The organism is Planococcus halocryophilus (genome assembly GCF_001687585.2).
Taxonomy (GTDB): Bacteria; Bacillota; Bacilli; order Bacillales_A; family Planococcaceae; genus Planococcus; species Planococcus halocryophilus.
On the sequence record NZ_CP016537.2, the window covers coordinates 3,126,214 to 3,152,315 of the forward strand.

The 26,102-nt window shown below is 39.8% G+C and carries 18 protein-coding genes; 5 read left to right on the top strand and 13 right to left on the bottom strand.

The window, feature by feature from the left end; genetic code table 11:
• Positions 1–28: 28 nt before the first annotated feature.
• Together BBI08_RS15495 and BBI08_RS15500 are read right to left on the bottom strand one after the other, a co-directional pair.
• On the bottom strand, positions 29–2,926 hold the full coding sequence (locus BBI08_RS15495) for a DEAD/DEAH box helicase (RefSeq protein ID WP_008498248.1): 2,898 nt from the start codon (positions 2,924–2,926) through the stop codon (positions 29–31).
• Positions 2,927–2,957: 31 nt separating this feature from the next.
• Positions 2,958–3,362, bottom strand: a complete 405-nt coding sequence (locus tag BBI08_RS15500; RefSeq protein ID WP_065528314.1) for a (deoxy)nucleoside triphosphate pyrophosphohydrolase — start codon at positions 3,360–3,362, stop codon at positions 2,958–2,960.
• Between the two features lie 227 nt (positions 3,363–3,589).
• Between BBI08_RS15500 and BBI08_RS15505 the strand changes: the two genes are divergently transcribed.
• Positions 3,590–4,381, top strand: coding sequence for a putative hydro-lyase (locus BBI08_RS15505; protein WP_065528315.1), 792 nt, complete (start codon positions 3,590–3,592; stop codon positions 4,379–4,381).
• A gap of 119 nt (positions 4,382–4,500) precedes the next feature.
• Here BBI08_RS15505 and BBI08_RS15510 read toward each other — a convergent pair whose 3' ends face one another.
• The 4 genes from BBI08_RS15510 to BBI08_RS15525 are packed head-to-tail and all read right to left on the bottom strand — an operon-like array spanning position 4,501 to position 9,243.
• Positions 4,501–6,120, bottom strand: coding sequence for a M20/M25/M40 family metallo-hydrolase (locus BBI08_RS15510; RefSeq protein WP_008498246.1), 1,620 nt, complete (start codon positions 6,118–6,120; stop codon positions 4,501–4,503).
• A 13-nt stretch (positions 6,121–6,133) separates the two neighbouring features.
• Positions 6,134–7,552, bottom strand: a complete 1,419-nt coding sequence (locus BBI08_RS15515; RefSeq protein ID WP_008498245.1) for an amino acid permease — start codon at positions 7,550–7,552, stop codon at positions 6,134–6,136.
• A gap of 52 nt (positions 7,553–7,604) precedes the next feature.
• Entirely contained in the window at positions 7,605–8,363 is a 759-nt protein-coding gene (locus BBI08_RS15520) for a dimethylarginine dimethylaminohydrolase family protein (protein WP_040850968.1), read from the bottom strand.
• Positions 8,356–9,243: a dimethylarginine dimethylaminohydrolase family protein gene (locus BBI08_RS15525; RefSeq protein ID WP_065528316.1), complete on the bottom strand. Its 888-nt coding sequence runs from the start codon at positions 9,241–9,243 to the stop codon at positions 8,356–8,358. The genes BBI08_RS15520 and BBI08_RS15525 overlap by 8 nt, the downstream gene beginning before the upstream one ends.
• 161 nt (positions 9,244–9,404) lie before the next feature.
• On the opposite strand from BBI08_RS15525, the gene BBI08_RS15530 reads away from it, so the two are divergent.
• From BBI08_RS15530 to BBI08_RS15540, 3 genes are all read left to right on the top strand, one after another.
• Entirely contained in the window at positions 9,405–10,142 is a 738-nt protein-coding gene (locus BBI08_RS15530; RefSeq protein ID WP_065528317.1) for an IclR family transcriptional regulator, read from the top strand.
• Between the two features lie 320 nt (positions 10,143–10,462).
• A complete protein-coding gene (locus BBI08_RS15535; RefSeq protein ID WP_008498244.1) occupies positions 10,463–12,805 on the top strand; it encodes a putative bifunctional diguanylate cyclase/phosphodiesterase in 2,343 nt (780 codons plus the stop codon).
• A 322-nt stretch (positions 12,806–13,127) separates the two neighbouring features.
• Entirely contained in the window at positions 13,128–15,518 is a 2,391-nt protein-coding gene (locus BBI08_RS15540; protein WP_008498242.1) for a putative bifunctional diguanylate cyclase/phosphodiesterase, read from the top strand.
• Positions 15,519–15,604: 86 nt separating this feature from the next.
• On the opposite strand, the gene BBI08_RS15545 is transcribed toward BBI08_RS15540, so the two are convergent.
• The 5 genes from BBI08_RS15545 to BBI08_RS15565 all read right to left on the bottom strand — a co-directional run bounded on the left by BBI08_RS15545 (position 15,605) and on the right by BBI08_RS15565 (position 20,282).
• Positions 15,605–16,147 (bottom strand): NADPH-dependent FMN reductase, encoded by a 543-nt coding sequence (locus tag BBI08_RS15545; RefSeq protein ID WP_008498241.1) that lies wholly within the window; start codon positions 16,145–16,147, stop codon positions 15,605–15,607.
• 47 nt (positions 16,148–16,194) lie between these two features.
• Positions 16,195–17,178: a ring-cleaving dioxygenase gene (locus BBI08_RS15550; RefSeq protein ID WP_065528318.1), complete on the bottom strand. Its 984-nt coding sequence runs from the start codon at positions 17,176–17,178 to the stop codon at positions 16,195–16,197.
• A 254-nt stretch (positions 17,179–17,432) separates the two neighbouring features.
• Positions 17,433–17,765: an ArsR/SmtB family transcription factor gene (locus tag BBI08_RS15555; protein ID WP_065528319.1), complete on the bottom strand. Its 333-nt coding sequence runs from the start codon at positions 17,763–17,765 to the stop codon at positions 17,433–17,435.
• Positions 17,766–17,793: 28 nt separating this feature from the next.
• Positions 17,794–19,539, bottom strand: a complete 1,746-nt coding sequence (locus BBI08_RS15560; RefSeq protein WP_065528320.1) for a SulP family inorganic anion transporter — start codon at positions 19,537–19,539, stop codon at positions 17,794–17,796.
• 179 nt (positions 19,540–19,718) lie between these two features.
• Entirely contained in the window at positions 19,719–20,282 is a 564-nt protein-coding gene (locus tag BBI08_RS15565; RefSeq protein ID WP_008498240.1) for an NADPH-dependent FMN reductase, read from the bottom strand.
• 316 nt (positions 20,283–20,598) lie between these two features.
• On the opposite strand from BBI08_RS15565, the gene BBI08_RS15570 reads away from it, so the two are divergent.
• Positions 20,599–22,635 carry a PAS domain S-box protein gene (locus BBI08_RS15570; RefSeq protein ID WP_065528321.1) on the top strand — a complete coding sequence of 679 codons (2,037 nt, stop codon included), beginning with the start codon at positions 20,599–20,601 and terminating at the stop codon, positions 22,633–22,635.
• A gap of 105 nt (positions 22,636–22,740) precedes the next feature.
• Here the strand turns inward: BBI08_RS15570 and bglA are convergent, their stop codons facing one another.
• Both bglA and BBI08_RS15580 read right to left on the bottom strand, forming a co-directional pair.
• Positions 22,741–24,180, bottom strand: a complete 1,440-nt coding sequence (bglA, locus tag BBI08_RS15575) for a 6-phospho-beta-glucosidase BglA (protein ID WP_008498239.1) — start codon at positions 24,178–24,180, stop codon at positions 22,741–22,743.
• A gap of 13 nt (positions 24,181–24,193) precedes the next feature.
• Positions 24,194–26,089, bottom strand: a complete 1,896-nt coding sequence (locus BBI08_RS15580) for a beta-glucoside-specific PTS transporter subunit IIABC (protein ID WP_008498238.1) — start codon at positions 26,087–26,089, stop codon at positions 24,194–24,196.
• Between the last annotated feature and the right edge of the window lie 13 nt (positions 26,090–26,102).

Sequence of the window (26,102 nt, forward strand, 5' to 3'; positions counted from 1 at the left end):
ATGTTTATTAAAACAGGATACCCTCAAATCATTCCTCACTCGCAATATAATGATATAACTTGCTGCTTACCGCGTTTTGCAAAGCTAAATGCATATGAACGACCGGAATTTCCTTTGAGTTTTTATCTTTCATTAGCGCTTGCTCGATATTTTCTTTATCCGGCAATGCTTGACCTAAATAATAAAAATCTCCACCTTCATCGTCATCTTTTTTGATGAACAAGTGAAGATCAATATTGTTTTCAGCGGCATCGATTATGGTTTTCACTTCTGCGGATGCTAATGTACGATTGCTTCTTGTTGACCATTTGAAAATCTCTGGACTGACAAACCCTTCTGTGTAAGCAACACTCGATTCGACCTCGTCAGCTTTATGATACGTAACGAAGATTGGGCACACCCCATGTTTTGTTTTGTACCCGTAAATGGTCGAACTTTCATCGCTCGACCAATTTAATAACCGGCAAGCATCTTTACGCGTGTACTTTTTATAAAGTGTTAACGAGCGATCACATTCATAGTTTTTGCTTAGCTCTTTAGCACTAACAACTAAGTCAATCATCATGGCTTTAAAGTTCGCATTTTTTCTTAAGCTTTCTTTAATATTTTCATTAAAGTGAATTCCAGTTTCTCCAAACACCACAAGTGGTTTGTCGCCATACTTTTTCCGCGGACCTTGATTGAAAAAACGCAAATCCAAAACTCGCTGCACAGAAGCCATAGTTGCAGGATCCACAGAACAGTTATGAGATTTCACATAGTCGATATATTCTTCCATCGTAGTTTGCTCTTTCTCTAGTAATAACTCCAGCATCAAAATTTCATGTTGTCGTTTGCCATTTAAAATTTCTAACGAAAGCATCGTCAAAACCTGTTCTTCATAAACCGTTACAAGCGGATCCACTTCTTTCAATTTCAGTAAAAACTGATGATATGTTGAGTATTTCTGAACAATCACTATCGGATCAATTGAATTATGATAGATAAAATCCTGAAGTTGCGGAATATGGCCAATTCTATTTTTCAATGCTATATAAGCTTCACGAAGAATTTTCATATCACTTAAATTGCTCTTTTTAATCGCTGAAAACACGCGATTTTTTGCAATTTCTTCAAAATTCACCGTAGAAATCCCTTTAATATAACTTGTATCTTTCATGCGACGGCGGATATTGTCTTTGTTTTGTGAGCGCTCTCCAGACAAAGCCACTGGAATAAGGTAGTTATTTTTATAATTCCCAATAAAATCAATAATCGTCACAAATTCTTTAGAACCATGTTTTCGTAATCCACGCCCCAGCTGTTGTATAAAAATAATACTCGACTGCGTTTGTCTTAACATGACGACTTGGTTAACACTTGGAATATCTATTCCTTCATTGAAAATATCGACCGTTAAAATATAATCCAGTACACCATTTTCTAATCGATTGACTTGTAAAACTCGCTCTTCTTGCGAATTTTGACCGGTTAATGCAACTGTTTTTAAGCCGCGACGGTTCAACTCTTCGGAAAGTTTGATTGCTTCTTCTTTTCTACTACAAAACATCAGCCCTCTTACTTTTTCGCCCGAATGACCGTAATAATGAATCTTTTGCATGATATGGTCGACACGTTCTGTTGTGATGAGTTTTGAAAATGCCGTTGCTTCATCAATGACGCCTTCTTCATACTCCACATCAGTTACACCAAAATAATGAAACGGACAAAGCATGTCTTCTTCTAACGCTTCTTGCAGGCGAATCTCATACGCTACGTTATAGTCGAACAGCTCGTATATATTAAAATCATCCGTTCGCTCAGGTGTCGCCGTCATACCCATTAAAAACTGAGGTTGAAAATGCTCCATTACTTTTTGGTAGGATTTCGCCCCTGCTTTATGTACTTCATCAATTAAAATATAGTCAAAAGCTTGTGGATCTAGTTGCTTGAGCGTTTCTCCCTTTGAGATCGTTTGGATTGTCGCAAACAAATACCGAGCATGGGTTTCCCTTAAATTCCCTGAAAGAATTCCAAAGTCGCTTTCCACACCACCCAGTATTCGAATAAAGTCAGATTTAGCTTTTTGAAGAATTTGTTCTCGGTGTACGATAAATAACATGCGCTTTGGTGCGAAATTCCGCACGTCAAAGGCGGATAAATAGGTTTTCCCAGTACCTGTCGCTGAAATCACTAAGCCTTTATCGTTTCCTGACTCGCGTACTGCCTGTATTTGTCGAAGAGCTGCTATTTGCATTTTATTCGGTTCAATCTTAACTGCTACTTCTAGTGGATTTACCTTGTCTGTATAAATTTCTGGAAACTCTGCTACATTTTTTAACTCTTTGCGATATTCTATTGGCACATACGACCGTTCATAAGTCTCAATCCATTGTTCGGATAATGACTGTGCGTTGTCCCAAACTTCTTCGAATTGTCGATAGAAATGAGAAACCAATTCGCCGTTTTCATGCGAACTTAGTCTGACGTTCCACTCATAATTCACTTTTAACGCCTGCGCCGTTAAGTTAGAGCTGCCAACGATTAAGGTTTGATGCGTTTCATGAGAAAAAATATAACCCTTAGAATGAAACCCTTTCATGCTCGACAAACGAACTTCTACATTATTGATTTTCAGGAGTTCTTTAAAAACTTTCGGCTGGTTAAAGTTTAAAAAAGTCGAAGTTAAAATTCGGCCTTTAACTCCTTTTCGTTCAAGGTCCGATAAGTGAGTTTTTAACGCGGCCAACCCACTTTCAGTCACAAAAGCAACAGAAAAGAGAAACGATTGGCAGCCATCTAACTCCTCAGTAATCGAGTTCAGCACCGTTTCGTTCGTTTTTGTATTATTGATGAGCAAAGTCGGTTTGAATCGTTCACCGCTCGGTTTTGCTTGATCGATAAAACCTTTATATAGTGATTCCTCTAAATTCTGAAGAAAATTCATCTCTACCCCTCGTTTCTCTCAACTAACTCTGTTATTGCTGAGCTTGATACGTCTTTTTTAACTTCTCGATTGCCGGTATATCAGCAGGTGCCCATTCTAGTTTTTCTAGGTCATGTGCTGCTAACCATTCAATCGCAATGTGTTCTGTTAACACAGGAGTGCCTCTAACTAAACGACAATAAAAAGTCGTCAAATGGACGATGCCAAAGTCATATTCGTAAATAGTGTGCTCGACTTGCTCACCGATCTCTACGTGACAATGCATCTCTTCTTGAATCTCTCTTTGCAATGCTTCTTGCGGCGTTTCTGTTTCTTCTATTTTGCCGCCAGGAAATTCCCATAGACCCGGCAAGCTTTTTTCCATTCCTCGCTGTGCACATAAAATTTTGTTACCGTCTGTGATTACTGCTCCTACTACATATATGTTTTTTTTCATTTTTACTCACCTTACTTCTTTAGAATTTAATTTTTTAATCCTATGTTACTTTATTGAACTTTTCAATGATCTATATATTAACATGAAATTCTTACCAATTATCTTTCAATTTCGTGCACAGTGCTGAATTTGATGAAGAATGATAAAATGTCACTATATTTAAAAAATTATTATTAACAGAAGACGAATCCATAAAACTCACTTTTTCAGATGGGAGAAGATTGCCAATGATCAACTTACAAAATTCCACACCAGAAGAAATCCGACAGAAGATTCGAGAGGGCAAGTTGAAAAGTCCCACTTCGGGGATGGCGAACGGCTTTTTGCAAGCAAATCTTGTTATTCTTCCGAAAGACATGGCATTTGATTTCCTACTATTTTGCCAACGAAATCCGAAGTCTTGTCCGTTAATAGATGTTACGGAAGCTGGATCATTTACGCCTGTCCAATCTGCACCAACGGCCGATCTCAGAAGTGACATTCCGCTTTATCATGTGTATCGTGATGGCAAACTGACTGAAACTCTCAGTGATATTACGGAACTTTGGAATGACGAAATGGTGGCATTTCTCATTGGGTGCAGCTTTACGTTCGAAGAAGCATTAGTCAGAAATGGTATTCCGATGCGCCATAACGATGAAGGGGTAAATGTGCCGATGTACAAAACTTCGATTTCAACTGTCAAAGCCGGAATATTCGAAGGTCCCACTGTCGTCAGCATGCGCCCTGTTGCTGAACAAGACATTGTGCGCGCTGTCCAAGTAACTAGTCGGTTCCCGACCGTTCATGGGGCACCGCTCCATATTGGCCATCCTGAAACAATCGGCATCACCGATTTGGACCACCCTGATTACGGAGACCGTGTGACGATTAAAAAAGGGGAAGTTCCGGTATTTTGGGCATGTGGCGTTACGCCGCAAGCGATCGCAGCGCATATTAAGCCACCCTTTATGATTACTCACGCTCCTGGTCATATGTTCATCACCGATATTAAGACAGAAACAGTTGGGGTTCTGTAAGTTCGTTAAAGATTGATGCTAATGAAGCTTTAAGCTAAGTATTTTTCATTCCACCAAGTCAAAAAACACAGCCACCGGAAAGATCCGCTTTGGCTGTGTTTTTTCAATTCATAAAATTTTTATACCGTCTCCATCGCCTGTTTACACAAACTCTTCATCAAACTCTCCAACATATGAGGCGTTTGGACAAATGCGCTGTCGATATGAAGTCGTTCTGTGTATTGATGGGCATCTTTGCCGAACGGACCAACGTTCAATACAGGTGCTTGTAGCACTAGCATGTCAGCAAACGGGATGCTGTATGTTTCTCCCCATACAGGCGTGTTGCGTTCATAAGAACTCCACCCGTTGCCAGGGTCGCTGTAATTGACGTAACTCAAATCGCATAGTCCGTTAAAATAGTGAATTTGGTCAACTTCGACGCCATATTCTGCGGCAGCTTGTTTTACCGTATCGACGCATTCCATAATAAACGGATCTTCCGATGAGTTGACTGCCGGGTAATAAGGCGGTGCAAACAATAAGATCATCGCAGGTGCTAATTCATGACATTGAATCATTAATTTATCAGCAATTCGTACTGATTTTTCACGTTCGTCCCATTCTGGATGGTTTAAAATTTCTTCTTTTAGTTTTGAAACAAATCGAGTTCCGCGTTTTGCTTGTGCATAGTCGAGTAGCTGCTCATAACGCAACACTTGCACTTCACCAATGCCTTCAATTTTCTCGCGCTTACATAGTTCACTATAAGCCGTATTGCACATCGTGGCCGCTTGATTTGCAGTTTGTTCAAACAGCTCCATAATTTCTGCAGCGTTGCGTTTCATCAAGAAAATATTGTACAAAGCTGTCGCACGGTAAGGCGTTTGAGTGGAGTACTGCATTTTTAAATCTTTTTGTTGAAGCGATACCGGAAGAGGTGTACTTTCTCCGAGATCACTTTCACGATAGGCAGCGTTCCACTCCATCGCTTGTGATAAAAACGACGCCATGTAATTGGCCGTCATGCCTTTTAACGGCTCACCGACATGTGTTTCTTTGCCGTAAAAAAGAGCAGCGGGCATAATTTTCCCGAGTGTTCCGGAATAGATATAATGCTTTTCGTCCCCTGGCTTTTGTGAAAATGCCGGTTCACTATTAAAGAACATTTTATATGTGAAGCCTCGTTCTTCACGCAACTTCACTAATTGTTCGACTGCCGCTCGCATACCGGTCGAGTTTACTTCTTCGTCTGGTACTGTTAATAAAACAAGGTTAAGCGGCCATTGTTCATGACTCGCTTTTTCAATAAGTGACATATGGAGAGCCAGCCCCATCTTCATATCCATCGTGCCACGGCCAAATAGATAATTGCCTGATTCAAGATCTGCGCGCGCCTCTTCTGGAAGATCGTCTTTTCGCTCAAACAGCTTTTTCGTCAACTCTTCTGGACGAAATGCCAGTTTTTCCAGATCTCCATATTCTTCAGTTTGCACCGTGTCAAAATGGCTGATGAGCACAATCGTATCCACCGCTTTCGGATGTTCATAAAGCGCCATCACCAAGTTTCGTCCGGGGTCTGCTTCATGAAGTGCCAAATATTCCGGATGTTGCTTGAAATAATCGAGTTGTTTCAGCTTATCTACCACTTTAAAAGGAAATTCTTTTTCCCCTTCTGTCAGTGTCCGACTTTCCCAACTGACTAACTCACATAACAGCGTCCGAAGATCGGCTGGCGTTCTCCATAATAATTTCTCCACTCAATATTCCTCCTTATTCGACAGTTTCCACTTCCGCACCCGCTGGAACAATGTTTTTCTTTGCTAGTTTTACTTTGTAAAACACCATGCAGGCGACAAAGAAACCAACACCATATAACAAACCAATTCGTTGAGTCGGATCAAAAGCTAAAAACCCGAGAATTAATAAACAAAAAGCAATACAGAAAATTGGTATAAACGGATAAAAAGGGACTTTAAATTTCAAATCATCAATATCTCCACCCGACTTTACATAGTGACGGCGGAACATCAATTGAGAAGTAGCAATCCCCATCCAAGAAATTGTCACGGAAATGCCAGCAATCGACATCAATAAGATGAACACCGTGTCTGCTTTCATGACACTCGTTAAAAGAGACAGCAGTGAAAACATCATCGTAAAAATTAATGCTGCAAGCGGTACTTTTCGTTTTGTCAGTGTGCTGAAAATACGAGGTGCCATGCCCTCATTCGCCATCGCCCACAAAAGTCTAGTCGAAGCATAAAGACACGAGTTCCCTACTGACAAGATCGCCGTCAAAATAACAAAATTCATGATGCTTCCAGCGTATGGAATTCCCGCCATTTCCATCAATGTCACAAACGGACTGGTCATAAGACCGAGCTCCGATGCTGGGAAAATTGCGGATAGAATAATAATAGATGCGATATAGAAAACGATAATCCGGACTAAGATATTACGAATTGCTCGCGGAATATTCTTTTCAGGGTTTTCGGTTTCACCAGCCGCAATTCCAACGAGCTCCGATCCTTGATAAGAGAAAATAACGTTCATCATCGTGATAAAAATAATGGCAATACCTGCTGGGAACAGCCCTGTAGGTGCGAGGTTATCCATAAACGGCGCCGGACGATCTGATAGTGGAATCAGACCGAAAATAGCAGCAGCTCCAATTCCGATAAACAACAGAAGCGCGACTACTTTAATGCCAGCAAACCAGAACTCCGCTTCCGCAAAGCCTCTCGTCGTCAACGCGTTCAGCGCAAACAGTAGCACTACAAAGAATGCACACCAAATCCATATAGGTGTTTCCGGGAACCAGTATTTCATCAAAATGCCGGCTGCGGTAAATTCTACACCCGCTGTCGCAGCAGAACCAACAAAATACATCCACCCAAGTGAAAAGCCTGCAGAGGGACTAATGTATCTCGTGGCGTATGTTTGAAACGAGCCGGTCACCGGCATATGAACCGCCAGTTCTCCGAGACATACCATTACCATATACAGGATCAATCCACCGATCAGGTAGCCGATTAACGCGCCTCCTGCACCAGACTGGTTGATCGTATACCCTACATTCAAAAATAATCCTGTGCCGATAACGCCTCCAAGTGAAAGCATGAACAAATGGCGGCTTTTCATGGAACGGTTCAACTGGTTTGTAGCTGGCACTTCCGGTGTTTTGAGCATAAAATTTCCCCTTTCTCTTTGTTATAGTTTGATTGCTACTTTAAATATCCTCTTAAAATCTCAATGACAAGCAGCTAAGTCCGCCATCGTGTTTTTGGAATTCCGACATTTCAAGTTCAATCGTTTCAAGACCGCGTTCAGCTAGCTTTTGTTTTGTTTCCTTAAAGCCTTTTGGAATGATAACGTAGTCGTTCACTTTGATGCAGTTTGCGGAATATTCATCTTCAGCCGGAATTTCTACTTTTTCGTACGTTGCGAAATCGGGATGATCAAGAAATTCCCCAGCTGCTGCAACGATATTGTCACCAAGATACGCAATGCCTGTTTTCAAGTGGAAGAATTCTTGCAGCTCGACAATCGTTGCCGTGTAACCTTCTGACTCAACAATTCCTTTAAACTGTTCCGCTCCTTGCTGATTTGTACGTTCAGAGATGCCGACGTAGAAATGCTCGTTTACTTGTAAAACATCTCCACCGTCTAAAGTACCAGATGTGATGGAATGGAATTTTGAATAGAATTTCTTCAAAACAGCTTCGATTTCTTCTTTTTCTCCGTTGCGACTTTCTGCACCAGGATTTGTGATAATGGCAAATTCTGGTGTTAAGACAGCGGCATCTTCTACAAATGTCGAATCCGGATATTCTTCACTTTCTGCTAAATGCGTCACTTCGACGCCACACGCTTTTAATGCTTCGATATAGGCTGTGTGTTGTTCAAGCAAGAGTTCGTAATCCGGCGTACCGAGGTCTGAAGTAGTTAATCCGTTTACATAACTTTTTCCTGGAGTTTTAACAATGACATTTTTAAACATGTGATAATCCCCTTTTTTCTGTAGTTTTGATCCGTACGGCAGGACTTGTGAGACATGTCGGTCCACCAGTTCCTTTAATGCTAATTTCTTCACCTTTGTATTCGTATACAATTGCTCCTGCTTGTTGCAGTTGTTTTTTTGTCGATTCGTTGCCAGCTACCATAATGCAAACACTCGGTGCAACGGCCAACACATTACAACCAAGAAGGTCGTATTCTGCTTTTGGCACTTCGATTAATTGAATGCCGCGTCCGAGAAGCTTTTTTCTGAAGGCGACTGGCATTAGCGGTGAATAAACGACCGCGAGATCTTTGTCGACCATGCTGATAAATGACATGAGATGAAGGCATTCCTCTTCTCCATCTGCATGTGGCAACTGAACTTCGATAAACTCATCTACCATATGTGACGTCATTTCTTTAATCTGGCGAATCGCTTCTTCATTGGTTCTGTAGCCGTTGCCAACAGCTAGCACACGTTCGTCGAGCCAAACAATATCGCCCCCGTCTGCTGTCGCATTACCCGTTAGTTCACCGAGGATAGGGATTTCTTTGTCTTCCAAAAATTTTCGATACACTTGAGCTTCCGGCTGACGCAACTCTTTTCCAGACTTTAAAATAATTGCTCCTTCAGCTGTAAACTTCACGGGATCATGCGCATAGATAGAATCCATACTGACATGTTCCGATAAAGGCAAATAGTCGATGATTGGAACGTGTTTTGACAGTAAAGCAATAAATTCAGCATATTCCTTTTTCGCTTCTTCAAAATTAGGTTCGGATAAATAATTGAGTTTTTGCCATTCATTTTGAATATGTTGTTGGCTGATAAAAGCATCATTTGGGTGTTTGATAATCACCCGTTCTAACGGATGATACATTGATGAAGTACTAATAATTCATCTCTCCTTTTTCCGCATAACGGAAACTATTTCCGCTATATGAAAAGTTATTTTTCATAATATAATTTATACGTGATATAATGTCAATGTATTTTAAATGTTTAGACAACAATTTTCTATAAAGGATAGGTGACGAATATATGCAATCAATTGACCGGGCAATGGGTGTAGTAAAATTATTGGTTTCACGATCTACTGAAGGGGGCTTATCTATTTCAGAGCTAGCAAGTGAATGCGGTCTGCCTGTAAGTTCCATGCACCGGTTACTAAAATCTATGGCCGTTCATGGCATGATTCAACAAGATGTTAAAACAAAACATTATGATTTGGGCGATATTTGGTTAGAGTATGGTTTACATATGTACGATACGATGGACTATATTAGTACCATTCGACCTGAATTGGTAAATCTCATGAGTAAAACCGGAGAAAGCGTCTATTTAAGTCAACCAATGGGCAACGAAGCATTGATCACTGAGCGCATCGATAACGAAAATCATGCGATTCGCGTTTTCGATAAACTCGGTTCCCGTATTCCGTTGCATATCGGAGCTGCCAATAAGTCCATGCTTGCGAATATGCCAAATGCTGAAGTAAAAAGGATCCTCAATACGTATATTGACAAAGAACAGCAACCCGCTTTTTATGAACTGTTGGAACAAATTAAAAAACAAGGCTATGCGATTAGCCATAGCGAACGGACAGAGGGCACTTCTTCTGTCGGTGCATCGATTTTGAACGGTTTCGGAAAAGTTCAAGGAGCGCTTAGTATTGGTGTGGTTAGCCACAACTTAACGGATGAACGATTGGCCTTTCTTGCCGAACAAGCAAAAGAAACAAGCAAAAGAATTTCTTCGAAGTTGGGCTATAACGGGTAACTAAAACTAGTTTTAGAGTAGTTTATGAGTATTTAAAGTAAAAAGGTCATTTTTTCTACTCTTCCAGGAATTCACTTTTCTCAAAAAATAGGTAATTAGACTTTATATAAACCAGTCAATAGTAATCCTTATTTTACTTTTAAATTACATTATCTGTATCTTTTTGTTTCTTTATTTCAAAATTCTCTTTATACTAAAAGATATACCAATTAAATTCATTAAATTTAAAATTTTAGTAATTATCCTATTTCCTAAAAGAGGTGAAACATATCACTTTTTCTAAAACTAAAAATTTTTTCTTACTCTATATCGTCTTATATATGCTTGTTTATTATTCTTGGACTATTTTGGGCGGTTCTAGCCGTCACCATGAATTAGGACTTAATCTGCTTTCCCTGTCGGCTCCTTTAGTTGCTGCCATCACGATTTTTATGATTTATTTGAACCCGAATAGTCGGGATCGGCATTTCTGGTTATTGATTTCTTTAGGGTGTTTTAGCTATGCCGTTGCGGAAATCATTTGGCTATATAATTACAGCATCGCTAAAGTTCTTGTCATTTACCCAGAATGGTCTGATTTGTTTTACTTTCTTCAAATTTCTTTCTATATAGTTGCGTTTGTTTATCAACTTTGGCAGAAAAAAGAAACAGCTTACCAAATCAAGTTTTTTTGTGATGTGGCTATTATTGTCACCGTCTTCACAGCACTCAGCTGGCATTTTCTTGTCCAACCTTTGTTTTCATTGGATGAATTAACACCTTTATTGCTTATCATCTCAGTAGGCTATCCAGTCGGAGATTTGCTATTACTTTTTGGAGCGATTAGCTTTTATCTCGGTTCTGCCTATTTTTTCTCCCGCAGTGTGCTCACGTTAATCATTACGAGTTTATTGTTACAAGTATTCGCAGATACCGCTTACCTTTTCTCCATCGCTGAGTCGAGTTATGTCGAGAACAACTTATATAACCCATTATGGTCTCTAGCTTTACTCCTAATGGCTCTAGCTGCCATACTATCACTCAAACCTGTAGAAAAACCGATTTCCACCGTTCTACCCGAGCCACCCAACGAACGAATTACATTTCAAATGTTGCTTCCTTATTCCACTATTATTTTATTATTTATCGTTATTGCGATTGAACAGAACAAGGCCATACACGGATTGATCGCCGGAGCTAGCCTTTCGGTAAGTTTTATCATTGCTAGACAAATTTTTACCTTGTTGGACAATCAAAAGTTATTGTTCAACTACGACCACCTGACTTCCGTACTGGAGCATAAAATTGAACAACGTACGGTAGAAGTTACCTCTAAAAACGAGCAGTTGGAAAAAGTTATTCAGAAAATGGAGGAATTGGCCTATTACGATGTATTAAGTGGTTTGCCAAACAGAAGACTGTTTTTAGAAAAACTTGAGGACTTTATACGAGATGCGAAACAACAGTCAGAAAAATTCGCAGTGGTATTTATCGACTTAGACCGTTTTAAAAACGTTAACGATTCTTTTGGACATGAATTTGGCGATTTGTTGCTACAAGGATTTTCTGAAAAAATTAAAGAAAATCTACGCTCAGACGATGTCATTTCTCGACAAGGTGGCGATGAATTCACGATTATTCTCAATAATATATATGATGAACACGATATTTCGCCGCTAATTCACCGTCTACAAACAGCTCTAGCAAAACCCATCATCATCAATGGACAAGAATTACATATCTCGATGAGCATTGGCATCGCCGTTTATCCGAAAGACGGAGAAACAACAGGCGAATTACTGAAACATGCCGACAGTGCCATGTATAGTGCAAAAGCAAAAGGCAAAAACAATTTTCAATTTTTCTCAGACGATATGGCTTTGATCGCTTCTCGAAAAATCGCCCTTGAAAATGATATGCGTCGCGCCATCACCAATAAAGAATTTGTGCTTTATTATCAGCCACAAATTCAAGTTGAAACAGGGAATATTATTGGCATGGAGGCTTTAATACGCTGGAAAACTGACGATGGAGACGTTGTCTCGCCTGGAGAATTTATCCCGTTAGCAGAAGAAACTCGTTTAATCCTTCCGATTGGAGAATGGGTGCTTTATACAGCATGTGAACAAGCAAAAAAATGGCATGACACAGGTCACTCCCACCTAAAGCTCGCTGTTAATCTATCTCCTCTTCAGTTTTTACATGAGGATTTGATGGATGTGGTAAAATTCACACTCCATAAAACTGGGTTCCCTGCATCTTCTTTAGAGTTGGAAATAACTGAAGGTGTTGCTGTAGATGACGCGGAAATAGCGATGGCGCGGATGCGCGAATTAAGAGAAATTGGTGTACGAATTGCCATCGACGATTTTGGAACAGGTTATTCTTCACTCAATTACTTGAAACAATTCCCGCTCAACAATTTGAAAATTGCCCAACCTTTTGTTCAAGACATGGCCACAAATCCTTCCGACAAAGCACTTGTGGAAGCGATGGTGTTCATCGCTCATAACTTAAATATGTCAGTCATTGCTGAAGGTGTAGAAACAGAGGAGCAGTTAGCATTACTAAAAGATCTTGGTTGCGATGAAATTCAAGGCTATCTCTACAGCAAACCGTTGTCTGCCGACCAATTTACAGAACTGATCGTCAAAGGCAGGTTTTCTGCAAAATTGGTTAATTAGTTTTCTAGAACTTCATATAAGCATTATGCAAAAACCAGAATCTGTTAAGCTCAGATTCTGGTTTTTGGCGTCTTTTATATTAATGCTTTCTCAACACCTCTAGCTTTCCTCACTTTTCCCCATCCTGCGACCCATTCGATTATTGACAGTTCCTCTCTCTATCAAAATAAAGGTTGATATTTGTTAATAAGATGGAATTATATGGAATATAACTATTCCTTTATTTCTAAAAAATCTTTATACTATAGAAAAAACAATAATAAAAAATTATTTTAATAACTTAGCTAATTTTTCTATTTTCTAAAATGAGGTGTACTATATTTTGTTTTCCATTACTAAAAATCGCTTCTCCATTTTCATCTTGTTTTATATGGCCATCTACTACTATTGGATGTTATTCAGCAATACCAGTGATAGTGTTTACAAAGCAGGCTATCAATTTCTGTCATGGCTCGCGCCTATTACTGCCTTTGCCATTCTATTTTATGTTTACCGAAAAACGTTTGATAGAAACCGCATTTTTTGGTTGCTACTTTCACTCGGGAGTTTGAGTTACATTATCGCTGAAAGCATTTCGGTTGTTAGTTATAACATGTTGAATATAACACTCGGTTATCCTGGAGTGCCTGATTTCTTTTACTTTCTTCAAATCGGTTGCTATTTAGCAGCTTTTGTCTATCAGCTAAAACAACAACAAGAAATCTCTTATCAGATTAAATTTCTTTTTGATATCACGATTATTATCACTGTCTCTACTGCGCTTAGCTGGCATTTTCTCATTCAGCATTTACTCCCGGGAAATACGGCATCTCCACTGCTCATTGCCGTATCGCTCGGGTATCCAATCGGAGACTTATTGTTATTGTTCGGTGTAGTTAGCCTTTATATCGGTTTTTCCCATCCACTGCCGTACCGAGTGGCTACTTTGATCATTACTGGTTTGATCTTTCAGGTTTTTGCTGATACGGCTCATCTCTATTCTACATTTGCTAATACCTATAGTTCTGGTAACTTATATAATCCTTTGTGGGCCTTCAGCTTACTACTAGTAGCACTTGCCGGATTGCATGCTTTAGAACCATCAAAGAGACGCAGTTCAAAACTAGCTCTAGCACCAACTGACGAACACATATCAATACGCATTTTGCTTCCTTATTTTATTTTAATGATTTTATTCATTGCGATGACCCTTGAACAAAAAGAAGACATGACAGGCTTGATTATCGGGGCGGGTATAGCTGCATTCCTCATTCTTACTAGACAGATCTTCACATTGGGAGACAACCGGCGTTTATTAACTAAATACAATCAGCTGACTTCGGTTCTTGAACATAAAATTGAACAACGAACAGTGGAAGTCACTTCTAGTAACAATCAACTAAAAGAAACAGTTCAACAAATGAAGCATATGGCTTACTATGATGTGTTAAGCGGACTGCCAAATCGACGATTATTTCTTGAAAAACTAGAAGCTTCTATTGTTGAAGCGAAAAACAAGTCCTACAAACTTGCTGTAGTGTTTATCGACATTGACCGCTTTAAAAACATCAATGATACCTTTGGCCACGAATTTGGAGATTTACTACTCCAAGCTTTTTCGCAAAAAATCGTAGACAACTTGCGTTCCATCGATACCTTATCTCGGCAAGGCGGCGATGAATTTACGCTTATCCTCAATAACATCAAAGATGGAAAAGATACTGCACCAATCATCCATAAGCTTCAAAAAGCACTCGAAAAACCTTTACTCATCAAAGGACAAGAGCTTTATATCTCAATGAGTATCGGAATTTCAGTTTATCCGAAAGATGGCGAGACTTCCGACGAGTTGCTAAAGAATGCAGATAATGCGATGTACAGTGCAAAAGAAAAAGGCCGAAACAATTATCAATTTTTCTCTGAAGATATGGCCTTTATCGCTGCACGAAAAACAGCACTTGAAGGCGATTTAAACCGCGCCGTTATCAATAAAGAATTCACTTTGCACTACCAACCGCAAATCCTGGCCAAAACAGGTGAAATTATTGGCATGGAAGCCCTAATCCGTTGGCAAAAAAAGGATGGCAGCATCGTTTCGCCGGGAGAATTTATTCCTTTAGCAGAAGAAACTCGCTTGATCCTGCCGATAGGTGAATGGGTTCTTTATACAGCCTGTCTGCAGGCTAAAAAATGGCATGATGACGGGAATTCTCATTTGAAACTAGCAGTCAACCTATCTTCTTTGCAATTTATGGATGATGGTTTAATAGCTACCATCCAACAAGTTCTGAAGAAGACAGGATTTTCAGCATCCTCGTTAGAATTAGAAATCACGGAAAGTGTAGCGCTAGACGATGCTGAAAAAGCCATAGCTCGGATGCAGACATTACGAGAAATCGGCGTTCAGATTGCTATAGACGATTTCGGCACCGGCTATTCGTCACTAAACTACTTGAAACGCTTCCCGCTCAACAACTTGAAAATTGCTCAGCCTTTTGTTCAAGATATGGCGACAAACCCACGTGACATGTCACTAGTTGAAGCTATGATTTTCATCGCTCATAGCCTAGACATGTCGGTTATTGCAGAAGGTGTGGAAACGGAAGAACAACTCGCATTGTTAAAAGAGCTCGGTTGTGATGAAATCCAAGGCTTCCTTTTCAGCAAACCATTGCCTGCCGATCGTTTCACAAAACTCTTAATGAACGGCGTCACTTCTGTGAAAGTGATTTAGTCCTTTCTTTAAAAATCAGCAAACCAAAACAAGGCAAGACGCTGTCAGACAGCGTCTTGCCTTGTTTTAATTGTATTAAAAATTGCTTATCGGATTGTTTTCAATGCCGTTGACCATGGAATTACTTGATCTAACATTTGGTTAACAGAGTCTGCTTGAACGGGCGCTGCTTTTAGTTCTGCACCGTTTTCAAAGTCAGTGAATAACGACAATGCTGGGTGAACGCGTACATCCGCTACAGACAATTCACCTAAAATGCCACGTAAATGTTCTGCTGCACGTGCTCCACCAACAGATCCATAAGAAACGATTCCTGCTGCTTTGTTGTTCCATTCTGCACGCAAGTAATCTAATGCGTTTTTCAATGAGCCTGTGATTGAGTGGTTGTATTCTTGTGTGATAAACACAAAGCCATCTTGTTTTGCGATGGCTTCCGACCATTCAGCTGCGCCTGATGCGTCTGTACCGCTTTCACCAAGTAGCGGCAATTTGTAATCTGCGATATCAATCACTGTATAGTTCGCGTCTTTGCGTTTGTCTGCTAATTCTTTTACCCAGTTTCCTACTTGTGGGCTTAAGCGCCCTTCACGCGTTGATCCTAAAATAATTCCGATGTTTAAGTTTGTCATTGTTGTTTCCTCCTCTTATTTCGTTCCAATTTATTTACTAGATCTGTTTATAAATACTCTTTTTCAAACGTTCTTGTGCTGCGTACTGTATCAATTGGGCGCACTAATTTTTCGATTTGATCACGTTTTGCTTCTAAGAATGGTGGAAGCGATAATTTTTCCCCAACCGTTTCATATGGTTCGTCGCCCAGAAATCCTGGACCGTCTGTTGCCCATTCGAACAAGATGCCTGGTGCAACGCGTACATACAAGGATTCAAAGAAAAAACGATCAACATAGCCTGAAGTATGGAAACCTTGGTTTTGCATCCGGTTGATCCATTCCTCTAAGACGTTTCGGTCTGCCACACGGAACGCCGCGTGATGAACCGTACCAAAGCCTTGACGCCCCTGTGGCAATAACTTGTTATGCTCGACAATCACTTGCGCTCCGTTGCCGCCTTCGCCAAGGTCGAATAAATAGAACGAACCTTCTTTCGCAATTTGGCGCATCAACATCGCTTTTTCCAACACTTCTTTAAATGCATCAAAATCTGCGATGCGGATATGAACAGGTCCAAGTCCTGTAATGGCGAATTCAAGTGGGACTGGTCCATTTTGCCACGGTGTACCCGATTCCACCCCTTCGTTTGTTTCATCTGAAATCAGCATGTATTGCTGATCATCAAAATCGACGAACGAAATGGTTTTCTTGCCGAATACTTCTTGAATGCCTTTGTGCACCACGTTGTATTGATCAAAACGTTTGATCCAATAGTCGAGTGCTGCATCTGTTGGCACGCGGAACGCGGTTTTGTAAATTTCGTTCGTACCGTGCGATCCTTTCGGGATGTTCGGGAAGTCAAAGAACGTCATATCTGTTCCAGCAGACCCTTTATCATCTGCGAAGAATAAGTGATAGGTTTGAATATCGTCTTGGTTGACTGTTTTCTTTACTAAACGCATACCTAATACGTAAGTGAAAAATTCATAGTTTTTCTCAGCAGAGCTGGTAATGGCGGTTACGTGGTGAATTCCTTTTAGTCTGTTCATGAGTCATTCTCCTCTGTGATTTTAATTTATCTCGAATTCGAGATAAATGATTAAAAAATTTAACTATCTGTCTACTAAGTTGAGTTTCTATTTGCTTGAGGGATATTTATCTTGAAACTATTTATCTTTAATTTAGGATAATAATATCATGCGGTATATCAAGTGTCAACAAGTTGGATTAAATACTAGACAAATAAAAGAGAACAGAAAATTCCTCTGTTCTCTCGCATCCATCATTCAATCCTAATACCCCGCTATTTTTCATCCTCATTCAACCGATCGAGTATTGTAATGGTTTCCGACAACTGGTTGTTAAAAATTTTCTTGGCTACATCCAATAAGTCAATAATCATCGGATCACGTAAAGAATAAATGACGCGGTTTCCTTCTTTACTGCCTGTGACGATGTTTTTTGACCTCAACACGGTTAGTTGTTGCGATACTGCTGAGCCTTCGCTTTCGGCAAGTTGTTGGATTTCGTTGACGCTTTTATTGCCGTCAGCCAAAATTTCTAAAATGCGAATGCGAAGCGGGTGTGCTAAAGCTTTAAAAAATTCGGCTTTAAATTGCTGCATGGCCATATTCAAAATGAGTTTCTTCCTTTCTATCACGGTGTTAAGTTTCTTCGGTTTTTTTATAATCTAGACCTGCTGAAAGAGCCGTACATTCCTCAAACGCAAAATGCTGGCAACTTAAGCATTTGTTCCGATCCAGTTGTTCTAGCGAAAAATCAATCGCTTCCCCAGTATGCTCAAAGAAATGCTCTTCTCCAGTATAGTCATACAAGCCAGTTTTTTTCACGATACTTAATGGATGTGGATTCATTCCTGAAAAAATCACAGTGCCATGTGTTGAAAAATCTTTTACGATACTCGATAAATACGCTTCAGCCGTCGCATCCATAAAAGGCACTTTTCCCATTCTTAAAAGTAAGATATTCGGCTTGTAGTGAATGGTGCGCATAATGGATTGTTCGAAAGTTTGAGCTGAACCAAAAAATAATGGCCCTTCAATATTAAATATACTGATTTGCGGGCAATCGCGGCTATTGGTCACACGGTGAGTCTCTACTCGTTTATTTTTATGCTCAGGATCTGGTAATGCTTTCGCAATGATCAATTGTTCACTCATTTGTTTCGCAAATAAAATCACAGCAGCAATTAACCCAACTTCGACTGCAACCGTCAAGCTTACAAACACCGTTAACAAGAACGTCACCAACAACACAAGTGAGTCTGTCGTTTTTGTTTTTAATAGCGAGACGAATACACGACGTTCGCTCATATTCCAAGCCACAATCATTAACACCGGCGCCATACTAGCCAGTGGAATGGCTGAAGCATAAGGAGCGAATAAAACAAGAACTAATAACACTACACTCCCGTGAATAATTCCGGAAAAGGGAGATACGGCTCCATTTTTGATATTTGTCGCTGTTCTCGCAATCGCTCCTGTCGCAGGAATTCCCCCGAACAAAGGTGTGACCATGTTGGCGACTCCTTGGCCGATTAGCTCTCTATTACTATTATGTTTAGTGCCGGTCATGCCATCTGCAACAACCGCAGATAATAAGGATTCAATCCCGCCAAGCATCGCAATGACAAAAGCCGGACCAATCAGCAATTGAATTCGTTCAAAAGTGATTTCTGGAAAATGGAATTCTGGTAGTTTGTTTGAAATTTCACCAAACGCTGAACCAATAGTCGCCACTTCACTCGGGAAAAAAATTATCGCAGCCACTGTAGAAACCAATAAACCAATTAACGGTCCTGGAACTTTTGGTAAAATCTTCGGTGTTAGTATGACTGCGATCAAACAAATCACTGCAGTCAACACACTATATATATTAATGGTATCCATGCGAAGAATGATTTCTTTTACATTCATCAAGAAAGATTCGTGTTTTTCCACATTGCTTAACCCTAAAAAATTAGCTATTTGTCCTACAAAAATAAGGACAGCAATTCCTGATGTAAATCCGATTGTCACTGGTCGTGGGATGTATTTAATCAACGACCCCAGTTTGAAAATACCCATTAAAACGAGCATAATTCCAGCTAGAAATCCGGCCAGCAACAAACTCTCGTATCCGTAAGTCAGCACAATGGCAAACAAGATGGGTATAAACGCGCCAGTCGGACCGCCGATTTGAAATTTAGACCCACCAAATAATGAAATCAAAATCCCTGCAATAATAGTCGTATAAATTCCGTACTCTGGATTTACACCCGACGCAATGGCAAAAGCCATGCCTAGTGGAATTGCGATGATTCCAACAACCAATCCAGACAATACATCCTTCTTAAAACTTTGAACTGAATATCCTGCGTATCTACCCGTGAAAATTGATTTCTTCTCCATACTAGGACCTTCTTTTTCTTATTATAGTATATCTGATTATTTGAATATTTAATAATACAAACATACTCCTCTTAATACAAATTGTCAAAGTCTCTAGTTATTGAAAACAAATAAAAAAACTGCTTCAACGTCATGTTCATGACAGTTTGAGGCAGTTTTTTATAAGATTCGGCTTATATTTATTTATTTCTTAAAGGTTCAAAAGCATTGGTCCACGCATTTACTTGATCCAGCAAAGTCGTCACCGATTTTACGTGTAAATCTGCCGGTTTAAATTCACTCATCTTAACAAAATCTGTGAATAACGACATGGCTGGGTGCGTTCTAACCGTAGCCACTTGCAGCTCGGCTAAAATAATACGTAAGGCTTCAGCTGCGCGTACTCCCCCCGATGAGCCATAACTGATGATTCCCGCTGCTTTATTATTCCATTCTGGATATAAATAATCGATTGCATTTTTTAACGCAGAGGTTACGCCATGGTTATATTCTGGGCAAATAAACACATAGCCATCCAACTCTTTAATTTTTTTAGACCATGGAATCGCTTCTGGTGTTTGATAATCCTGACTGTAAGCAGCCGAAACAGGCTCTGCATACATCGGTAAATTAAATTCAGCCAAATCTACCACTTCATATTCAGCATCTCCGCGTTTGTCCGCAATGTCTTTTACCCATTGTGCGACTTGCAAGCTATTACGCCCTGGTCTTGTACTTCCCGTAATAATCCCGATCTTTGTCATGAATATGTTCCTCCTCAAATTGTGATATTACCTTAGCTCTGTGAACCTTTACTCCTTGATGCCATTCCATCATAAGGGAAAAAGCCTCCTATTTCAATTAAATATACAGACTATTCTGTCTAAATAAACAATAGATTCTCACCTAGCAAAAACCAACTCTTGTAATTAAAATCGATATAGTACAAAATGCTATCTTGTTTTTGCTTTATCCACTAAACTTATAAAAAGATGTTAAATAATAACTTAAAATTATAATATAGAAATACATAAAAAAATCACAATTCACATTTCATATGCCGAAGGGAGGTCTATAGTTTTGAAAAACTTTATAGATAAATCACAACATCCTGTTCTAGCTTCAGTTGAATTTTTTGACATGATCCAAGATCCTATTTTTTTAATAGCTGAAGATAACGAGACGTTCCGTTATGTTTACGCGAATCCTACTGCTGTTAAAGTTTTTTCTCTCCAAAAGACTGATATCCGCAAAAGATTAGAAGAAGTCTCATCTTCCGCACATATCCCTCTTCACTATTATCGTGAAGTCCAATCTTCAAAAAAAACAGTCGAAGTTACCGAAACCATTCGAACGGAAAATGGAGATATTCTTGGGGACATTGTGCTGAATCCAATCTTGTCAGACGATGGGAACTGCACGTATATTTTAGCTACTCTTAAAGAAATGACAGAACTGAAAAAAACAGATCGCCTCTTGCAAGAAAGTGAGCAACGCTACCAATCATTAGCATCTAATCATCCTTATGGTATTTTTGTATTCGACGAAAATGGTCATTTACAGAGTGGAAATATCGGAACCGAAACGATTACCGGATACTCTGCGGAGGAATTGCTCGAGACATCGTTTTTATCCATGATTGTTGCAAATGAAATCGATAAAATTAAGCATCATTTTTACGAAACTTTACACAAAAACCGCCTGGAGCGATATGAATTTGCATGTCGTCATAAAAATGATCAGCTCCTCTATCTTCAAGCAACCAATATACCGATACGCCTCGACGGAAAATTAGTGGGCATGCATGTTGTAGTGACTGATATTACGGAAATGACCTATGCGAAAAAGAGTTTAAATGAAACAAAGGAAAAGCTAGAAATCTTTTGGGAGAACTCTGCGGTGCCAATCTTTTATATCGATGCCAATGGCGATATATTAAAAGTAAATCCAGCATTTGAAGAAATGTTTGAGTATACAGAAGAAGAAATGATCAATAAAAAAGGATCTATTATTCCTCCAGGGAGCAAAGTCGATCAAATGTCCATATTGAAGGGGATTCTTCAAGGAGAGACGATCAAATCGCACGATACCGTTCGCATAACCAAGTCTGGAAAATTGTTAAATGTCATTTCTTCTTACTCACCCGTGCGTAATGAGAAAAAAGAAATAGTTGGTGCAACAATCATATACAAGAATATAACAGAACTAAAAAAGATGGGAAAAGAGCTTCAGAAAAGCCAAGAAAAATATCGACTCATTACCGAAAGCACATTGGACATTATTACGCTAATGAACCTTTCTGGAGAAATTGAATACGTCTCCCCTGCAAGCAAGAAAGTTCTAGGGTTTTCTGATAAGGTTTACATTGGAAAACTCTTTACGCAAAACATTCATCCAGAAGACACCTTTACGTTAATAGACAATGTGACTGCTGTTATAAATGGTGGACAACCCACTCCATTAGATGTTCGTTACTTGCACCAAGATGGTCATTATATATGGATGGAAGTGTCACCTACTCCCGTCTATTCAAATGGAGAAATGACGCAATTGTTTACACTTGCGCGAGATGTGACAGAACGAAAAAGACTGCAAAGCGACATTGCCAAAATGGCGTTTTATGACCATTTATCCGGCATACCAAACCGCCGCAGCTTTGATGAAAAATTAGAAAAAGCGGTTCTTCAAGCCAATCGCACAAACAAAAAAATCGCTGTTTTAATGTTAGACGGCCGAAAGTTCAAAAAAATTAACGATCAGTTTGGCCACGACGCAGGAGATGCTGTTATTAAAGAAATGGCTACCCGTTTACAAGCCTCTATCCGTTTTGGTGACACGGCAGCACGTTTAGGCGGGGATGAAATGGGGGTTATTTTACCTGAAATTGACTCTGTGGACATTGCGATTGCTACCGCTGAACAGATTCTCAAGTCCTATGAAACTCCTGTACTTTTTAACGGTCATGAAATCACAATGGGTGCAGGCATTGGCATTTCCATATACCCTGATGATGCCGCTAATGAAAAACAACTGATCAAACATGCGGACTTAGCTTTGTATGAAGCAAAAAAAGCGAACCGGGATGCGTATCGCGTTTACGAAGAGGATCAGAGATAACGAGAGCTGTTCTTACTCTTTATAAAAAAAGAAAAGCCTTTAATTTGTCTGCATCGCAAACAAATTAAAGGCTTTACCTATATCCAATTTACTTTTCGACTCTCTTTATAGTTGCTCGCCATTCGTGTGAATCACCTTTTTATACCAGTCAAACGAATCTTTTTTAGAACGTTCCATCGTGCCATTTCCTTCGTTATCACGATCGACGTAAATCATGCCGTAGCGTTTTTTCATTTCACCTGTTGTGAACGAAACGATATCAATGATTCCCCACGGTGTATAGCCCATCAAGTCAACGCCATCATATAGTACAGCTTTTTTTAACGCTTCGATATGGGATTTCAAATAGTCGATTCTTTGCGTGTCGTGAATGTCACCATCTTCTTCTACGGTATCAATTGCACCAAAGCCATTTTCCACGATGAACAATGGAATTTGGTAACGGTCGTAAAGCCGATTCAATGTATATCGTAAGCCAGTAGGGTCAATTGACCACCCCCAATCGCTGGATTGAATATAAGGATTTTCGACGCCGTTCGGCAATCCACCGTTGACGATATTGCCAAGGTTATCATTTTGCACATCATATTTTACAGTCGTCGACATGTAATAACTAAATCCTAAGTAATCGACTTTGCCGTTTTTTAAAATTTCCTCATCCCCAGGTTCCATGTGGATATTGTAGCCTTCTCGCTCGAATTCTTTTAATACATAGTTTGGATAATAGCCACGTACGTGCACATCTGGGAAGAAATAGCGCTGTCTCATTTCTTCTTCTGACAGCATGACATCTGCTGGATTTGAAGAATACGGATAAACCGGGACATGAGAAACCATTGCGCCAATTTTAAAATCAGGGTTAATCGCTTTTCCTTTAGCTACCGCCAATGCACTTGCGATTAGTTCGTGATGTCCCGCTTGGTACATTACTTCTTTTGCATTCTCCCCATCTTCGATGACTACACCTGAGTTTGTCCATAAAAATATTGGGTTATGAACATCCATTTTATTGTTGATTTCGTTGAATGTCATCCAGTATTTCACTTTGTCTTGATATCGGGCAAAACAAACTTCCGCAAACTTCACAAAATGATCTACGACTTTGCGGCTTCTAAATCCACCATATTCTTTCGCTAAATGCAGCGGCATTTCAAAGTGAGAAAGCGTAATCACCGGTTCTATACCGTGTTTTAACAATTCATCGAATAAATTGTCATAAAATTTCAATCCTTCTTCGTTCGGCTCTGTTTCATCGCCTTTCGGAAAAATCCGACTCCATGCAATTGAAGTCCGTAAACACGTTAACCCCATTTCAGCAAATAAGGCGATGTCGTCCTTATATTTGCTGTAAAAATCAATCGCTTCATGGTTCGGATAAAATTTGTCTCTTTCAATCGTCGCTGTTATTTGTCTTGCGACCCCGTGTGCCCCGGCCGTCATCACATCGACAACGCTAGGCCCTTTTCCACCTTGGTCCCATCCACCTTCAAATTGATGAGCGGCTAATGCGCCGCCCCATAAAAAATCGTTTGGTAATTTCTCCATTTTATCTCTCTCCTTATTTAACAACTGTTAGTAATTTGTCCCCTACGAGGCCATCTAAAATGTTTTCGATAATGACTTCTTTATAAGATTGCGTATTAGTGATGATTAAAGGTGTTGTTATTTTAATGCCTTCGTTTTGGATAAATTCCCGATCAAACGTCATTAGCAAATCGCCTTTTTTGATCCTCGCGCCGTCTTCTACATGCAATGTAAATGGCTTTCCTTTCAACATAACGGTGTCCAACCCAACATGAACAAGCAGTTCTACACCTGAATTTGAACGTAATCCGATTGCATGTTTTGTCAGCGCAATCATCACCACAGTGCCATCGAACGGTGCATACAATTGGTTGTCTAATGGCTCTATTGCCACGCCATGCCCCATTGCGCCAGAACTAAATACCTTATCCGAGACTTCTGAAAGAGGAATTATTTGTCCTCGAAGCGGCTCATGAATCGATTCTTCGTTAACATTTATGGTTTCCACAGCCAAGTCGGGTTGTTCTTTCGTGGAATCTGTAAGGCCAGCTTTTTCTACTGCATTCTCTCCATACCCAAAAATTTGGATCAAAACGATAGGGAGAATAATCGCAATCGCACAACCAATTAAGATTCCCCAAATTGATGAAGGAAATTCGGGACTGATGCCATTCACTATCGTTAAAGGTCCTGGCAGTCCTGCATAAGCAAAATAATTGGGATTGAAGAAGCTTGCTGTTATTCCCCCTATAGCACCTGCAATACTCCCAAATATAAAAGGCTTCTTGAATTTCAACGTAATTCCGTAAATGGCCGGTTCGGTAATACCAAATAACCCTGTGATGCCCGCCGAAACGCCCAACTTTTTGGTTTCTTGACTTTTTGTTTTAATAATAACTCCTAATACCGCACCGATTTGAGCAATTACGGCAATGGTTTGGTACGCCTGGAAAGAATCACGACCATACAAATCAAAATTAGCAATTACCATTGGCGTTACACCCCAATGAATACCAAAAATAACGAGCACTTGCCAGAATCCACCGATGACCGCCCCAGCGATAGCCGGTGCGTTTTCTGCTAAGAAGTTGTAGCCATTTGCGATTCCATTGGCGCCTATCGTCGACAAAGGACCAATTAATAAAATGGTTAGTGGAACCATAATGACTAAACATATGAATGGAACAAATAGAGGACGCACAATTTCGTGAATGCGCTTATTTAAAAACCGTTCCAAGTACGACAAGATCCATACTAGAAATAGCGGCGGCAATACAGAAGATGTGTAAACAGTCTGAGTTAACGCCATTCCTAAAAACGAAATGGTTTCTCCTTCTGCAATTCTGCCAGCCATCGTTGCCCAAGTCGGACTGACTAACGCTGCAGTAGCAGCAACGGCAATATAAGGGTTTGACTTAAAATGATTTGAGGCAGTAATCGCGATGAAAATAGGTAAAAAAGTAAATGGTGCCCACGAAATAAAACTAAAAACTTCATAAGTACCTGTTCCCGCAAAACTAGGAAATAGTAAATTAATTATAATCAATGTTCCTTGTAAAATACCGGCTGCCGCTAAAATATAAACAAATGGTGCAAAGACAGCTGACATCGTAGCAATGATGCGATTTAAAATAGTGCCTTTGTTGTCGCTAACTGCTTCTGATGAATCGAACTTTACCAAATTTGAAAATTCTTCAAACACTTCGCCAACATGCTGGCCGATAACCACCTGAAATTGTCCGCTGCTTTCCACAACCGTAATAACACCCGTCATTTCCGACACCATTGCTTTGGCTTCTGGTTTGGAACGTTTTAAAACAATCCGTAGCCTGGTCGCACAGCGAGTAGCATTTACGATATTCTCTTCCCCACCCACTGCTTCCAATATATCTTTTGCTAGTTTTGAATAATCCCTAATTTTTTCTCCCATTTGTTTCACCCCT